General features: G+C 69.8%; 14 protein-coding genes. 12 read left to right on the top strand and 2 right to left on the bottom strand.

The window, feature by feature from the left end; all coding sequences use genetic code 11:
* Window position 1: 1 nt before the first annotated feature.
* Window positions 2-625 (bottom strand): peptide deformylase, encoded by a 624-nt coding sequence (gene def / locus FRZ03_RS22890; protein ID WP_146467027.1) that lies wholly within the window; start codon window positions 623-625, stop codon window positions 2-4.
* Window positions 626-770: 145 nt separating this feature from the next.
* Window positions 771-1,598 (bottom strand): C40 family peptidase, encoded by an 828-nt coding sequence (locus tag FRZ03_RS22895; RefSeq protein ID WP_146467028.1) that lies wholly within the window; start codon window positions 1,596-1,598, stop codon window positions 771-773.
* Between the two features lie 742 nt (window positions 1,599-2,340).
* Here FRZ03_RS22895 and FRZ03_RS22900 point away from each other — a divergent pair.
* From FRZ03_RS22900 to nuoL, 12 genes are read left to right on the top strand one after another with little or no spacing between them, the layout of a single operon-like run.
* Window positions 2,341-2,700, top strand: a complete 360-nt coding sequence (locus tag FRZ03_RS22900; RefSeq protein WP_030494815.1) for an NADH-quinone oxidoreductase subunit A — start codon at window positions 2,341-2,343, stop codon at window positions 2,698-2,700.
* Window positions 2,701-2,715: 15 nt separating this feature from the next.
* Complete coding sequence (locus FRZ03_RS22905; RefSeq protein ID WP_009190037.1) at window positions 2,716-3,270, top strand: NuoB/complex I 20 kDa subunit family protein; 555 nt, start codon at window positions 2,716-2,718, stop codon at window positions 3,268-3,270.
* Window positions 3,267-4,022 carry an NADH-quinone oxidoreductase subunit C gene (locus FRZ03_RS22910; protein WP_146467029.1) on the top strand — a complete coding sequence of 252 codons (756 nt, stop codon included), beginning with the start codon at window positions 3,267-3,269 and terminating at the stop codon, window positions 4,020-4,022. The genes FRZ03_RS22905 and FRZ03_RS22910 overlap by 4 nt, the downstream gene beginning before the upstream one ends.
* Window positions 4,019-5,344: an NADH-quinone oxidoreductase subunit D gene (locus tag FRZ03_RS22915; protein ID WP_146467030.1), complete on the top strand. Its 1,326-nt coding sequence runs from the start codon at window positions 4,019-4,021 to the stop codon at window positions 5,342-5,344. The genes FRZ03_RS22910 and FRZ03_RS22915 overlap by 4 nt, the downstream gene beginning before the upstream one ends.
* On the top strand, window positions 5,341-6,204 hold the full coding sequence (nuoE, locus tag FRZ03_RS22920) for an NADH-quinone oxidoreductase subunit NuoE (RefSeq protein WP_146467031.1): 864 nt from the start codon (window positions 5,341-5,343) through the stop codon (window positions 6,202-6,204). The genes FRZ03_RS22915 and nuoE overlap by 4 nt, the downstream gene beginning before the upstream one ends.
* Entirely contained in the window at window positions 6,201-7,550 is a 1,350-nt protein-coding gene (gene nuoF / locus FRZ03_RS22925) for an NADH-quinone oxidoreductase subunit NuoF (protein WP_186785568.1), read from the top strand. Before nuoE ends, nuoF begins: the two co-directional genes overlap by 4 nt.
* Window positions 7,547-10,051, top strand: a complete 2,505-nt coding sequence (locus FRZ03_RS22930; protein WP_146467033.1) for an NADH-quinone oxidoreductase subunit G — start codon at window positions 7,547-7,549, stop codon at window positions 10,049-10,051. Before nuoF ends, FRZ03_RS22930 begins: the two co-directional genes overlap by 4 nt.
* Window positions 10,048-11,424, top strand: coding sequence for an NADH-quinone oxidoreductase subunit NuoH (gene nuoH, locus FRZ03_RS22935; protein ID WP_146467034.1), 1,377 nt, complete (start codon window positions 10,048-10,050; stop codon window positions 11,422-11,424). Before FRZ03_RS22930 ends, nuoH begins: the two co-directional genes overlap by 4 nt.
* The gene (nuoI, locus tag FRZ03_RS22940) at window positions 11,417-12,019 is read left to right on the top strand and encodes an NADH-quinone oxidoreductase subunit NuoI (RefSeq protein WP_146467035.1); all 603 of its coding nucleotides are present in this window, start codon (window positions 11,417-11,419) and stop codon (window positions 12,017-12,019) included. The genes nuoH and nuoI overlap by 8 nt, the downstream gene beginning before the upstream one ends.
* Window positions 12,016-12,858, top strand: a complete 843-nt coding sequence (locus tag FRZ03_RS22945) for an NADH-quinone oxidoreductase subunit J (RefSeq protein ID WP_146467036.1) — start codon at window positions 12,016-12,018, stop codon at window positions 12,856-12,858. The genes nuoI and FRZ03_RS22945 overlap by 4 nt, the downstream gene beginning before the upstream one ends.
* Window positions 12,855-13,154, top strand: coding sequence for an NADH-quinone oxidoreductase subunit NuoK (nuoK, locus tag FRZ03_RS22950; protein WP_070025335.1), 300 nt, complete (start codon window positions 12,855-12,857; stop codon window positions 13,152-13,154). The genes FRZ03_RS22945 and nuoK overlap by 4 nt, the downstream gene beginning before the upstream one ends.
* A 15-nt stretch (window positions 13,155-13,169) precedes the next feature.
* A complete protein-coding gene (gene nuoL, locus FRZ03_RS22955; RefSeq protein WP_146467037.1) occupies window positions 13,170-15,116 on the top strand; it encodes an NADH-quinone oxidoreductase subunit L in 1,947 nt (648 codons plus the stop codon).
* Window positions 15,117-15,118: the final 2 nt, after the last annotated feature.

Consider the following 15,118-nt stretch of genomic DNA (forward strand, 5'->3'; position numbering starts at 1 on the left):
GTCAGGCGGTCAGCTCGGCCTCCCTGGCCGTCCGGCGGGCATGGACCTCCGCCCGCCGGTCGGCCATCTGCCGCAGCGCGTCCTTCTTCTCCCGTTTCGTCAGCCGGTCGAGGTAGATGTACCCGTTGGTGTGGTCGGTCTCGTGGGCGAGGCAGCGCGCGAAGTAGCCCGTGCCCTCGATCTCCAGCGGGTTGCCGTCCCGGTCCTGGCCGCGCACGACGGCGCGGTCCGGCCTCGGCAGCGCCATCACCGCGCCCGGCACCGACAGACAGCCCTCGCCCTCGTCCAGCAGCCGTCGCCCGGTCAGGGGCGTGTCCAGCACGGGATTGACGATGTGTCCGACATGCCGGTTTCCGTCGTCGTCGGGGCAGTCGTACACGAAAAGGCGCAGATCGACCCCGACCTGGTTCGCGGCGAGGCCCGCTCCCTCGGCGACGTACATGGTGCGGAACATGTCGTCGACGAGCGCGGCGAGGTCGGGTCCGAACTCCGTGACGTCCCGGCACGGCTTGTGCAGCACCTCCTCGCCGACCTCGGTGATGCGGCGCATCGTGCCGCGCCCGGACTCGGGGGCGTAACGGGGGAACTCGGCCACGGGGCCGCCCTGTACGAAGACGCGTGGCATCGCGGCTTCTCCTTCGCTCGTGGACGGACCGCCGGTCGGCGGCCCGGGCCCCGAGCATGCCAGGGAACGCCGCAGGGCCGCTGCCCCCGAGCGGCTGCGGCCCTGCGAAAGAACGCCTGAAGCGTCGTGAGAGGTGCGGGTCGGTTCAGAGCACCCGCACGGCGCCGGTCGGCTGGTCGTACGAGAGCGGGTGCTCCGCGACGCCGTCCGACGGGTTCTGCGCGCCGACGAACATACCGCCGCCCACGTACACCGCGACGTGGTACGCGCTGCCCGCGCCGCCCCAGTACAGGATGTCGCCCGGCTGGAGGTTGCTCAGCGAGACCTGGGTGCCGGCGGTCGACTGGTCCTGGGAGACGCGCGGCAGGCTCACGCCGACCTGCTTGAAGGCCGTCTGCACGAGGCCCGAGCAGTCGTAGGCGGACGGGCCGGTGGCGCCGGAGACATACGCCTTGCCCAGCTGCGACTTGACGAAGCTGACGACGGCCGCGGCGGAGCCGGTGGCCGTGGAGGAGCTGGTGCCGGCGCTGGTGGAGCCGGTGCCGTCGCTGCTCACCGAGGCGGCGAGGGTGGTACGGGCGGTGCTGCGCGAGGCGCGCTCGGCGGCGGCCTTGCGGGCGGCCTCCTCGGCCTTCTTCTTGGCCTCGGCCGCCTTCTGCTTGGCGTCGGCGAGGTCCGCCTTGGCCTGCTTCGCGGCGTTCGCGGCGGCCGCGTCGCGCTCGGCCTGGAGCTGGTAGTTCGCGGCGGCCTGCTGCGTGGCGTCCGCGGACTGGGCGGCCTGGGCGGCCAGGTCGGCCGTCAGGGTGGGCAGTTCGAGGGTCTGCGTCACCGGCTCGGCGGCGCTGGCCGAACCGGCTGCCCCGGCGACTGCCAGGGTTCCGAGGACGCCACCGGCAACTCCGGCCCGCATCGCGAGGGACGACGCGCTGCGGCGGGGCTTCCGGTGGCTGCGTATGTGAGCGGTGTGGGACATGGGAACAACCGGTATCAGGGGCTCCTTCATATCTTCAAGAAACGTGTCGTGCGCCACAGTTGCCCAATCGAGACCTTGAACCCCGGGCGTGTCGCTCTTTATTGACGCCGTAACGGACATTGCGGACGACCGTGATCAAGGGCTTGATCACGGTCTTTGATCATTACGTCCGAATTGCCCCCCGCCTACCACTGGTTGGGGTCATTGGCCAAGCCCGGTTCTCGACGGCTTGTTACGGGTGTGGCGGAGGTCACGGAACGGTCACTCGGGGGTCGGCGTCTCGCGCGTGCGGAGCTCGTGAACGCGTGCACGCGCTTTCACTTCGTCCACATCGGCCCCTCCCGCTCCCCCTGATGTGTGAACGGAGTCCACTATCAGGAGTGGGCGTCCAAGGCGAATTTGCATGCAGGTGAACTCTCTTGATATTGAGACGCCCCCTCCTGCCTGCGACGACGAGCCGGATTGTCACTTCTGGTGATCAACTGAACGCTTCGCGTATGAAGATCACTCATCATCCGACTTCATGATCCTTCGTCAGGTGGTGGAGATCACAAAGCTTGTGGAATACCCCGTGTCGCAGATCACAGAGCGGCGGGCATAAGATGCGAGGCAGTTGGGCTTGTGACCTGCTTCACATGTTCTCGATCTTCGCCGGGACGAGCGTGGTTCGTGGGGCCGGTGAGGCGGACGTGAGCCCAGTGAACCGCCAGCAGTCAGTGCCGACTGAGAGGAGCGAGGAGCGGTGAACGCGTATGCGCCCATCCTCGTACTGGGAGCCCTCGGGGCAGGCTTTGCGATCTTCTCCGTGGTCATGGCCACGCTGATCGGTCCGAAGCGGTACAACCGCGCCAAGCTCGAAGCCTACGAGTGCGGTATCGAGCCGACCCCCACGCCGGCCGGCGGCGGGCGCTTCCCCATCAAGTACTACCTGACGGCGATGCTCTTCATCGTCTTCGACATCGAGATCGTCTTCCTCTACCCCTGGGCCGTCACCTTCGACGCCCTGGGGCTTTTCGGGCTCGTGGAGATGTTGCTCTTCGTGCTCACCGTCTTCGTTGCGTACGCGTACGTATGGCGGCGCGGCGGCCTGGAATGGGACTGAGGGGCCTTATAAGACATGGGACTCGAAGAAAAGCTGCCGAGCGGCTTCCTGCTGACCACCGTCGAACAGGCCGCGGGCTGGGTGCGCAAGGCGTCCGTCTTCCCGGCCACCTTCGGCCTGGCCTGCTGCGCCATCGAGATGATGACCACCGGCGCCGGCCGTTACGACCTGGCGCGCTTCGGCATGGAGGTGTTCCGCGGCTCGCCGCGCCAGGCGGACCTGATGATCGTGGCCGGCCGGGTCAGCCAGAAGATGGCGCCGGTCCTGCGGCAGGTCTACGACCAGATGCCCAACCCCAAGTGGGTGATCTCCATGGGCGTCTGCGCCTCCTCGGGCGGCATGTTCAACAACTACGCGATCGTCCAGGGCGTCGACCACATCGTCCCGGTCGACATCTACCTCCCCGGCTGCCCGCCCCGCCCCGAGATGCTGATGGACGCGATCCTCAAGCTCCACCAGAAGATCCAGTCCACCAAGCTCGGCGTCAACGCGGAGGAAGCGGCCCGCGAGGCGGAGGAGGCGGCGCTCAAGGCCCTGCCCACCATCGAGATGAAGGGGCTGCTGCGGTGAGCGACGCGAACGGCACCCACGGCGGGGCGAACGGGGTGAACCCGGAGAAGGACCTGTCCGCCTCCAACCTCCCCGGTCAGCGCGGCCAGGGCGGCGAGGAGATCCGCGTCCAGCGCGGCATGTTCGGCGCCGACAACGGCGGCGACACCTCCGGGTACGGCGGCCTGGTCCGCTCGGTCCGGCTCCCGGGACCGGCGACGCGGCCCTACGGCGGCTGGTTCGACGAGGTCGCCGACGAGCTGGAGGGCGCCCTGGAGGAACAGGGCCTTGTGCCGGACAACACCATCGAGAAGACGGTCGTCGACCGCGGCGAACTCACCTTCCACATCGAACGCGAGCACCTGGTCCGCGTCGCCCGCACGCTGCGCGACGACCCCGCCCTGCGCTTCGAACTGTGCACCGGCGTCAGCGGCGTCCACTACCCGCACGACAAGGGCCGCGAGCTGCACGCCGTCTACCACCTGCGCTCCATCACCCACAACCGGCTGATCCGCCTGGAGGTCAGCGCCCCGGACGCCGACCCGCGCATCCCGTCCCTGGTCTCCGTGTATCCCACCAACGACTGGCACGAACGCGAGACCTACGACTTCTTCGGAATCGTCTTCGACGGCCACCCGGCCCTGACGCGGATCATGATGCCGGACGACTGGCAGGGCCACCCGCAGCGCAAGGACTACCCGCTCGGCGGCATCCCCGTCGAGTACAAGGGCGCCCAGATCCCGGCTCCGGACCAGCGGAGGTCGTACTCGTGAGCAGCACCCAGTCAGCAGCCTCCCGGGAAACCACCGAGGGCACCGTCTACACGGTCACCGGTGGCGACTGGGACGAGGTCGTCCAGTCCGCGGCCCGCGCCGACGACGAGCGCATCGTCGTCAACATGGGTCCCCAGCACCCCTCCACCCACGGGGTGCTCCGGCTGATCCTCGAGATCGAGGGCGAGACGGTCACCGAGGCCCGCTGCGGCATCGGCTACCTGCACACCGGCATCGAGAAGAACCTCGAGTTCCGCACGTGGACGCAGGGCACCACCTTCGTCACGCGCATGGACTACCTGACGTCCTTCTTCAACGAGACCGGCTACTGCCTCGCCGTCGAGAAGCTCCTCGGCATCGAGGACGACGTCACCGAGCGCGCCCAGATCATCCGGGTGCTCCTGATGGAGCTGAACCGGATGTCCTCCCACCTGGTGGCCATCGCCACCGGCGGCATGGAACTCGGCGCCACCACGATCATGATCTACGGCTTCCGTGATCGTGAAATGATTCTCGACCTCTACGAGCTGATCACCGGCCTGCGGATGAACCACGCGTTCATCCGGCCCGGCGGACTCGCCCAGGACCTGCCGCCCGGCGCGGTCGACCAGATCCGCGAGTTCGTCAAGAAGATGCGCAAGAACCTCCCGGAGTACGACAAGCTCGCCACCGGGAACCCCATCTTCAAGGCCCGCATGCAGGACATCGGCTACCTCGACCTGGCCGGCTGCATGGCCCTCGGCGCCACCGGGCCGATCCTGCGCGCCACCGGCCTGCCGCACGACCTGCGCAAGACCCAGCCCTACTGCGGCTACGAGACCTACGACTTCGAGGTCCCCACCGCCGACAGCTGCGACGCCTACGGCCGCTTCCTGATCCGCATCGAGGAGATGCGCCAGTCGCTCAGGATCGTCGAGCAGTGCCTGGACCGGCTCCAGCCCGGGCCGGTCATGGTCGCCGACAAGAAGATCGCCTGGCCCGCCCAGCTCGCCCTGGGACCGGACGGACTCGGCAACTCCCTCGACCACATCAAGAAGATCATGGGCACCTCCATGGAGGCCCTGATCCACCACTTCAAGCTGGTCACCGAGGGCTTCCGGGTCCCGCCGGGCCAGGCCTACACGGCCGTGGAGTCCCCCAAGGGCGAACTCGGCGTGCACGCCGTGTCCGACGGCGGCACCCGCCCCTACCGGGTCCACTTCCGCGATCCGTCCTTCACCAACCTTCAGGCCATGGCGGCGATGTGCGAGGGCGGCCAGGTCGCCGACGTGATCGTCGCCGTCGCGTCCATCGACCCCGTGATGGGAGGCGTCGACCGGTGACCACCTCTTCTTCGGAGCACGGCGTCAGCCTGGGCATGCCCGAACTGCCCGCGCCCGCCTACCCGGACGACGTACGGGCCCGGCTGGAGACGGACGCGCGCGAGGTGATCGCGCGCTACCCGGACTCCCGCTCCGCCCTGCTGCCGCTGCTCCACCTCGTGCAGTCGGAGGAGGGCCACGTCACGCGCACCGGCATGCGGTTCTGCGCCGAGATGCTCGGCCTGACCACGGCCGAGGTCACCGCGGTGGCCACCTTCTACACCATGTACCGGCGCCGGCCCTCCGGCGACTACCAGGTCGGGGTGTGCACCAACACGCTGTGCGCGGTGATGGGCGGCGACGCGATCTTCGAGGCGCTCCAGGAGCACCTGGGCGTCGGCAACGGCGAGACCACCGACGACGGCAAGATCACCCTGGAGCACATCGAGTGCAACGCGGCCTGCGACTTCGCGCCGGTCGTGATGGTCAACTGGGAGTTCTTCGACAACCAGACGCCCGCCGGCGCCAAGCGGCTGGTGGACGACCTGCGCGCGGGACGGCCCGTCCAGCCCACGCGCGGGGCACGGATGTGCACCTTCAAGGAGACCGCGCGCATCCTGGCCGGCTTCCCCGACGAACGGCCCGGGGCCGTCGAGGAGGGCGGCAGCGCGGGACCCGCGTCGCTGGTGGGCCTCCGCCTGGCCAAGGGGGAGACCGAATCCGCGCGCGTGGTCCATCCGCGCGGCGGCCCGGAGGGCCGGCGGGACGCGGTGCACGAGCCGTCTCCGGCCGAGCACCTCAGCTCCCATGACGCGCCGCAGCAGACCTCGGCCTCCGATCCCGCGCACCCGGCAGGGCCTACCGCCGAGGAGGGGGAGTGATGAGCGTGGCCGCCGAACTCAAGGACTCCAGCCCCGAGAAGCTGCTCGCACCGGTGCTGTCGGCCTTCTGGGACGAGGACCGCTCCTGGTCCCTGGACGTCTACCGGGCGCACGAGGGGTACGAGGGCCTGCGCAAGGCGCTCGCCATGTCGCCGGACGACCTGATCGCCTACGTCAAGGAATCCGGTCTGCGCGGCCGCGGCGGCGCGGGCTTCCCCACCGGGATGAAGTGGCAGTTCATCCCCCAGGGGGACGGAAAGCCGCACTATCTGGTTGTCAACGCCGACGAGTCGGAGCCGGGGACCTGCAAGGACATCCCGCTCCTCTTCGCGAACCCGCACAGCCTCATCGAGGGCATCGTGATCGCGTGCTACGCCATCAGGTCGTCGCACGCCTTCATCTATCTCCGGGGCGAAGTGGTCCCCGTACTGCGGCGGCTGCACGAGGCCGTGCGCGAGGCCTACGCGGCGGGCTACCTCGGCGAGAACATCCTCGGCAGCGGACTGAACCTCGATCTCACCGTGCACGCGGGCGCCGGCGCGTACATCTGCGGTGAGGAGACCGCGCTGCTGGACTCGCTCGAAGGCCGCCGTGGCCAACCGCGACTGCGTCCCCCTTTCCCCGCGGTGGAAGGCCTCTATGCCTGCCCCACTGTGGTGAACAACGTCGAGTCGATCGCGTCGGTTCCCGCCATCCTGAAAAACGGGAAAGAATGGTTCAGGTCGATGGGCAGCGAGAAGTCCCCGGGCTTCACGCTCTACTCGCTCAGCGGCCACGTCGCCAGCCCCGGCCAGTACGAGGCCCCGCTCGGCATCACCCTGCGCCAGCTCCTGGAGATGAGCGGCGGGATGCGCCCCGGCCACCGGCTGAAGTTCTGGACGCCGGGCGGCTCCTCCACGCCGATGTTCACCGCCGAACACCTCGACGTCCCCCTCGACTACGAGGGCGTCGGCGCCGCCGGCTCCATGCTCGGCACCAAGGCGCTGCAGTGCTTCGACGAGACGACCTGCGTGGTGCGGGCGGTCACCCGCTGGACCGAGTTCTACGCCCACGAGTCCTGCGGCAAGTGCACCCCCTGCCGCGAAGGGACGTACTGGCTGGTGCAGTTGCTGCGGGACATCGAGGCGGGCAAGGGCGTCAAGTCCGACCTCGACAAGCTCGCGGACATCGCCGACAACATCAACGGCAAGTCCTTCTGCGCCCTCGGCGACGGCGCGGCCTCGCCGATCTTCTCCTCGCTGAAGTACTTCCGCGAGGAGTACGAGGAACACATCACGGGCCGGGGCTGCCCCTTCGACCCGGCCAAGTCGACGGCCTGGGCGGACCGCCCGGAGGTGAACGCATGACCGTGACCACCAACGCTCCCGCGGGTGGCGGAGAGGCGGCCCTCCCGCCGGACGACCTCGTCACGCTGACGATCGACGGCATCGAGATCAGCGTGCCCAAGGGCACCCTGGTCATCCGGGCCGCCGAACAGCTCGGCATCGAGATCCCCCGCTTCTGCGACCACCCCCTGCTCGACCCGGCGGGCGCCTGCCGGCAGTGCATCGTGGAGGTCGAGGGCCAGCGCAAGCCCATGGCCTCCTGCACCATCACCTGCACCGACGGCATGGTGGTGCGCACCCAGCTGACCTCGCCGGTCGCCGAGAAGGCCCAGCACGGGGTGATGGAGCTGCTGCTCATCAACCACCCGCTGGACTGCCCGGTCTGCGACAAGGGCGGCGAGTGCCCGCTCCAGAACCAGGCGATGTCGCACGGCAACGCCGAGTCCCGCTTCGACGGCCGCAAGCGCACCTACGAGAAGCCGGTGCCGATCTCCAGCCAGGTGCTGCTGGACCGCGAGCGCTGCGTGCTGTGCGCCCGCTGCACCCGCTTCTCCAACCAGATCGCGGGCGACCCGATGATCGAGCTGATCGAGCGAGGCGCCCTCCAGCAGGTCGGCACCGGCGAGGGCGACCCGTTCGAGTCGTACTTCTCCGGGAACACCATCCAGATCTGCCCGGTCGGGGCGCTCACCTCGGCGGCGTACCGCTTCCGCTCCCGCCCGTTCGACCTGGTCTCCTCGCCGTCGGTGTGCGAGCACTGCGCGGGTGGCTGCGCCACCCGTACCGACCACCGGCGCGGCAAGGTCATGCGGCGGCTGGCCGCCAACGACCCCGAGGTCAACGAGGAGTGGGTCTGCGACAAGGGACGCTTCGCGTTCCGCTACGCGCAGCTCAAGGACCGCCTCGACACCCCGCTGGTGCGCGGCGCCGACGGGGTCCTGGAGCCCGCGTCCTGGCCGGAGGCGCTGGAGGCCGCCGCGCGCGGTCTGCGGGCCGCCCGCTCCCGGGCCGGTGTGCTGATCGGCGGCCGGCTGACCGTCGAGGACGCCTACGCGTACAGCAAGTTCGCGCGCGTCGCCCTCGACACCAACGACATCGACTTCCGCGCCCGCGCGCACAGCGCCGAGGAGGCCGGCTTCCTCGCCTCCCGGGTGGCGGGCCGGGGCATCGACCTCGACGGGACGGGCGTCACGTACTCCGCCCTGGAGCAGGCGCCCGCGGTCCTGCTCGTCGGCTTCGAGTCGGAGGAGGAGGCGCCCGGCGTCTTCCTGCGACTGCGCAAGGCCTGGCGCAAGCACAAGCAACAGGTGTTCGCGCTGGCCACGCACGCGACCCGGGGACTTCAGAAGGCGGGCGGCACGCTGCTGCCGGCCGCGCCCGGCACCGAGACCGAGTGGCTGGACGCGCTCGCGAGCGGTGTCGGCCTGGAGGCGCCCGGCACCCGGGCCGCCGAGGCGCTGCGCGGCGAGGGCGCCGTCATCGTCGTCGGGGAGCGGCTGGCCTCGGTCGCCGGCGGGTTCACCGCCGCGGTACGGGCGGCCACCGCGACCGGCGCCCGCCTGGTGTGGATTCCGCGCCGGGCCGGTGAGCGCGGCGCCCTGGAGGCCGGCGCGCTGCCCGCGCTGCTGCCCGGCGGCCGCCCCGCGACCGACCCGCGCGCCCGCGAGGAGGTCGCCGCCGTCTGGGGCCTGGCCGATCTGCCGCTCGGCTACGGCCGCGACACCGCCCGGATCGTCGAGGACGCCGCGGACGGCATGCTGTCGGCCCTGCTGGTCGCCGGGGTGGAGGTCGCCGACCTGCCCGACCCGGCCCGCGCGCGCGAGGCGCTGGACAACGTCGGCTTCCTGGTCTCGCTGGAGCTGCGGCCCAGCGAGGTCACCGAACGCGCCGACGTCGTCCTGCCGGTCGCCGCGGTCGCCGAGAAGGCCGGCACCTTCCTCGACTGGGAGGGCAGGGTGCGCCTGTTCGAGGCCGCGCTCAAGCCCGACCAGATGACCCGCCGTCTGCCCCCGGCCGACGCGCGCGTCCTGCACATGCTGGCCGACGCCATGGACGTCCACCTGGGCCTGCCCGACCTGCGCACCGTCCGTGCGGAGATCGACCGGCTCGGCCCCTGGGAGGGCCCGCGCGCCGCGGAGCCCCGGGAGTCCGCGGGCGTGCTGCCCCGCCCGGCCGCGGGCGAGGCCGTGCTCGCCGGGCACCGGCTGCTGCTCGACCAGGGCGTCCTCCAGGAGGGCGACGAGGCGCTGGCCGGCACCCGGCACGCCGCACGCGCGCGCCTGTCGGCCGCCACGGCCGCCGAGGCGGGCGTCGCGGACGGCGCCGTGCTCGCCGTCACCGGTCCCGCCGGCACCGTCGAACTCCCGCTCCTGATCACCGAGATGCCGGACCGGGTGGTCTGGCTCCCGCTGAACTCCGTCGGCGGCGGAGTCGCCTCCGACACCGGGGCACAGCCCGGCAACCTCGTCCGCATCGGCCCGGCGGCCCCCGCCGACACCGCCCCCAAGGAGGTGGAGGCATGAGCCCGTACCTCGCCGCTGAAGACCTCTCGATGTTCGGCCGCGACCCCTGGTGGCTGGTCGTCGTCAAGGCCGTCTTCTGCTTCGCCTTCCTGATGGTGACCGTGCTGTTCTCCATCGTCTGGGAGCGCAAGGTCGTCGCCTGGATGCAGCTGCGCATCGGGCCCAACCGGCACGGCCCCTGGGGCATGCTCCAGTCGCTCGCCGACGGCGTGAAGCTGATGCTCAAGGAGGACCTGATCGTCCGCCGCGCGGACAAGGCGGTCTACGTCCTCGCGCCGATCGTCGCGGCCATCCCGGCCTTCATGGCGATCGCGGTGATCCCGTTCGGCCCCGCCGACCACGAGGTCTCCATCTTCGGCACCCGCACGACGATGCAGCTGACCGACCTGCCGATCGCCCTGCTCTACATCCTCGCGGTCGCCTCGGTCGGCATCTACGGGATCGTGCTGGCGGGCTGGAGTTCCGGTTCGACGTACCCGCTCCTGGGCGGCCTGCGGTCCTGCGCGCAGATGATCTCGTACGAGATCGCCATGGGCGCCGCGTTCGCCTCGGTGTTCCTCTACTCGGGCTCCATGTCGACGTCCACCATCGTGGCCCAGCAGCACGACCGCTGGTACATCCTGCTGCTGCCGGTCTCCTTCCTGCTCTACATCGTCACCATGGTCGGCGAGACCAACCGCGCCCCCTTCGACATGCCGGAGTCCGAGGGCGACCTGGTGGGCGGCTTCAACACCGAGTACTCGTCCATCAAGTTCGCGATGTTCATGCTCGCCGAGTACGTGAACATGGTGACGGTCTCGGCCGTCTCCACCACCCTCTTCCTCGGCGGCTGGCGCGCCCCCTGGCCGATCAGCACCTTCTGGGAGGGCGCCAACCACGGCTGGTGGCCGCTGCTCTGGTTCGTCGTCAAGGTGCAGCTGCTGCTGTTCTTCTTCATCTGGCTGCGCGGCACCCTGCCGCGGGTCCGCTACGACCAGCTGATGAAGCTCGGCTGGAAGGTGCTGATCCCGGTCTCGGTGACCTGGCTGATGCTGGTCGCCTCGGTGCGGGCGCTGCGCAACCAGCACTACGACTTCGCCGACATCGCCCTCTACGTGGGCGGCGGAGTGCTCGCCCTGCTGCTGATCTCCTTCGTCGTCGACATGTTCCGCGAGCGCGGGCAGGCGGAGACGCGAACCGCCGGTGCTCCGGGCGGGTTCGACCCGATGGCGGGCGGCTTCCCTGTGCCGCCGCTGCCCGGACAGGAGCTGCCGCCGGTGCCCAGGCGCCGCCCGCGCCGGGAGCGGGAGCTGATTGTCAGTGGCGGGCCCGACACTGTCGGTGACGGAACTTCGGACGGAACAACGGATGGAAAGGAGGCGTCCGATGGCTGAGGAGCCCAAGGAGATCAAGCCCGGTTTCCAGAACCCGGTGGCCGGCTTCGGCGTGACCTTCAAGGCCATGTTCAAGAAGCGGCTGACCGAGCAGTACCCGGAGCAGAAGAAGACCACCGCTCCGCGTTTCCACGGACGGCACCAGCTCAACCGCCATCCGGACGGCCTGGAGAAGTGCGTCGGCTGCGAGCTGTGCGCCTGGGCCTGCCCCGCCGACGCCATCTACGTGGAGGGCGCCGACAACACCGACGAGGAGCGCTACTCGCCGGGTGAGCGCTACGGCCGCGTCTACCAGATCAACTACGCCCGCTGCATCCTGTGCGGGCTGTGCATCGAGGCGTGCCCCACCCGCGCGCTGACGATGACCAACGAGTTCGAGCTGGCCGACTCCAGCCGCGCCAACCTCATCTACACCAAGGAGCAGCTGCTGGCCGGCCTCGAAGAGGGCATGGTCGATACGCCGCACTCGATCTTCCCCGGCACCACCGAGGAGGACTACTACCGGGGCCTGGTCACCCAGGCCGCGCCCGGCACGGTCCGCCAGGTCGCCGTCTCCCAGGGGGAGAAGGAAGAGGACCAGGGGGTGGACGCATGAGCGCGCAGCTCGCCGCCTACACGACCTCCACCGGTGAGGCCTTCCAGTTCTGGGTCCTCGGCACCGTCGCGGTGCTCGGCGCCCTGTGCACCGTCTTCATGAAGAAGGCCGTGCACAGCGCGCTCAGCCTCGCCGGGACCATGATCGTGCTGGCGGTGTTCTACCTCGCCAACGGCGCCTACTTCCTGGGCATCGTGCAGATCGTCGTCTACACGGGCGCGATCATGATGCTGTTCCTGTTCGTGGTGATGCTCGTCGGCGTCACGGCCGCGGACTCGCTGAAGGAGACCATCAAGGGCCAGCGCTGGCTGGCCCTGCTGTGCGGGGTCGGCTTCGGCGTGCTGCTGCTCGCCGGGATCGCCAACGCCTCCCTGAAGGACTTCGCCGGCACCGGCCAGGCCAACGCCAACGGCAATGTGGAGGGCCTCGCCGCCCTCATCTTCACCAAGTACGTCTTCGCCTTCGAGATCACCGGCGCGCTGCTGATCACGGCCGCGGTCGGCGCGATGGTGCTCACGCACCGCGAGCGCACCGAGCGTGCCAAGACCCAGCGCGAGCTGTCCGAACAGCGCGTGCGCGAGGGGAAGTACGTGCCGCCGCTGCCCGCCCCGGGCGTCTACGCCCGGCACAACGCCGTGGACATCGCGGGTCTGCTGCCCGACGGCACCCCCTCCGAGCTGACCGTCAGCAAGACGCTGCGCGAGCGCGGTCAGATCCGGGACGTGTCCACGGACGCTATCAACGACCTGAGGGCGCTGGAACAGCGTTCCGAGGAGCGCCTGGAGCGGACGCCGATCGAACCGGAGACGTTCAAGCGGCCCGAGGAGGCGTCGAAGTGAACCCGGTCAACTACCTGTATCTCGCCGGTCTGCTGTTCACCATCGGCGCGACCGGCGTACTGATCCGGCGCAACGCGATCGTGGTCTTCATGTGCGTCGAGCTGATGCTGAACGCCTGCAATCTCGCGTTCGTCACCTTCTCCCGGCTGCACGGCAACCTCGACGGCCAGGTCTTCGCCTTCTTCACGATGGTCGTGGCCGCCGCGGAGGTCGTGGTGGGCCTCGCGATCATCGTGTCGCTGTTCCGTACCCGCCACTCGGCCTCGGTCGACGACGCCAGCCTGATGAAGCTGTAAGGGGTCGGGAGAATCGTGGAGAAACTGATCGCGCTGCTCATCGCGGCGCCCCTGCTCGGAGCGGCCGTCCTCCTGGTCGGCGGCCGGCGCCTGGACCGCGTCGGCCACTGGATCGGCACCCTGCTGTCGACCGCCTCCTTCGTGTTCGGCCTGCTCCTCTTCGCCGACCTGCTCGGCAGGAACGCCGAACACCGCACCCTGACCCAGCACCTGTGGAGCTGGATCCCGGTCGAGGGCTTCCAGGCGGACGTCACCCTCCGCCTCGACCAGCTGTCGATGACCTTCGTGCTGCTGATCACCGGCGTCGGCTCGCTGATCCACCTGTACTCGGTCGGGTACATGGAGCACGACGAACGGCGCCGCCGCTTCTTCGGCTATCTCAACCTGTTCCTCGCGGCGATGCTGCTGCTGGTCCTCGCCGACAATTACCTGCTGCTGTACGTCGGCTGGGAGGGCGTCGGTCTCGCCTCCTACCTGCTGATCGGCTTCTGGCAGCACAAACCCAGCGCCGCCACGGCCGCCAAGAAGGCGTTCCTGGTCAACCGCGTCGGCGACATGGGTCTGTCGATCGCGATCATGCTGATGTTCACCACCTTCGGCAGCTTCGCCTTCGGCCCGGTCTTCGGCCATGTGGGCGACGCCTCCCAGGGCAAGCTCACCGCGATCGGCCTGATGCTGCTGCTCGCCGCCTGCGGCAAGTCCGCCCAGGTGCCGCTCCAGTCCTGGCTGGGCGACGCGATGGAGGGCCCGACCCCGGTCTCGGCCCTGATCCACGCGGCGACCATGGTCACCGCGGGCGTCTACCTGATCGTCCGTTCGGCGGCCGTCTTCAACGCGGCGCCGGACGCGCAGCTCGCCGTCACCGTGGTCGGCGCGGTCACGCTGCTCTTCGGTGCGATCGTCGGTTGCGCCAAGGACGACATCAAGAAGGCGCTGGCCGGCTCGACCATGTCGCAGATCGGCTACATGGTGCTCGCCGCGGGCCTCGGCCCCATCGGCTACGTCTTCGCGATCATGCACCTGGTGACGCACGGCTTCTTCAAGGCCGGGCTGTTCCTCGGCGCGGGCTCCGTGATGCACGGCATGAACGACGAGGTCGACATGCGCAAGTACGGCGGCCTGCGCAAGTACATGCCGGTCACCTTCGTCACCTTCGGCCTCGGCTACCTCGCCATCATCGGCTTCCCGGGCCTGTCCGGCTTCTTCTCCAAGGACAAGATCATCGAGGCGGCCTTCGCCAAGGGCGGCACCGAGGGCTGGATCCTCGGCGGCGCGGCCCTGCTGGGCGCGGCCATCACCGCGTTCTACATGACGCGCGTGATGCTGATGACCTTCTTCGGCGAGGAGCGCTGGAAGAACCGGCCCACCCGCTCGCCCGGGGCGCCCAGCGCCGAGCCCGCCGCCGAACACCGCGGCGAGCACGCCGAACCGCACCCGCACGAGTCCCCGAAGGTCATGACGATCCCGATGATCGTGCTGGCCGTCGGCTCGGTCCTCGGCGGCGGCTTCTTCAGCATCGGCGACCGCTTCCTGCACTGGCTGGAGCCGGTCACCGGACACAGCGAGGGCCACTCCCCGGTCAGCGCCGGCGAGGTCACCGCGGCCACGATGGTCTGCCTGGTGATCGGCGTGGCCATCGCCTGGGCGCAGTACGGCCGCAAACCGGTCCCGGCCGTCGCCCCGCGCGGTTCCCTGCTCACCCGCGCCGCCCGCCGCGACCTGCTCCAGGACGACTTCAACCACGTGGTCCTGGTGCGCGGCGGCGAGCACCTGACGCGCTCCCTGGTCTATCTCGACCACTCCCTGGTCGACGGCGTCGTCAACGGCACGGCGGCCGGCTTCGGCGGTCTGTCCGGGCGGCTGCGCCGGTTCCAGAACGGCTTCGCCCGCTCCTACGCGGTCTCGATGTTCGGCGGTGCGGCCCTCCTGGTCGCCGCGACCCTGCTGATGAGGGCGGTCTGATA

The organism is Streptomyces misionensis (assembly GCF_007896895.1).
Classification (GTDB): domain Bacteria; phylum Actinomycetota; class Actinomycetes; order Streptomycetales; family Streptomycetaceae; genus Streptomyces; species Streptomyces misionensis_A.

Bases quoted from the DNA above. Each gene is read 5' to 3' on its own strand.
- FRZ03_RS22945 (WP_146467036.1), top strand. From the start codon at position 12,016: ATGAGCGCGCAGCTCGCCGCCTACACGACCTCCACCGGTGAGGCCTTC.
- FRZ03_RS22905 (WP_009190037.1), top strand. From the start codon at position 2,716: ATGGGACTCGAAGAAAAGCTGCCGAGCGGCTTCCTGCTGACCACCGTC.
- def (WP_146467027.1), bottom strand. From the start codon at position 625: ATGCCACGCGTCTTCGTACAGGGCGGCCCCGTGGCCGAGTTCCCCCGT.
- nuoH (WP_146467034.1), top strand. From the start codon at position 10,048: ATGAGCCCGTACCTCGCCGCTGAAGACCTCTCGATGTTCGGCCGCGAC.
- nuoI (WP_146467035.1), top strand. From the start codon at position 11,417: ATGGCTGAGGAGCCCAAGGAGATCAAGCCCGGTTTCCAGAACCCGGTG.
- FRZ03_RS22895 (WP_146467028.1), bottom strand. From the start codon at position 1,598: ATGTCCCACACCGCTCACATACGCAGCCACCGGAAGCCCCGCCGCAGC.
- FRZ03_RS22930 (WP_146467033.1), top strand. From the start codon at position 7,547: ATGACCGTGACCACCAACGCTCCCGCGGGTGGCGGAGAGGCGGCCCTC.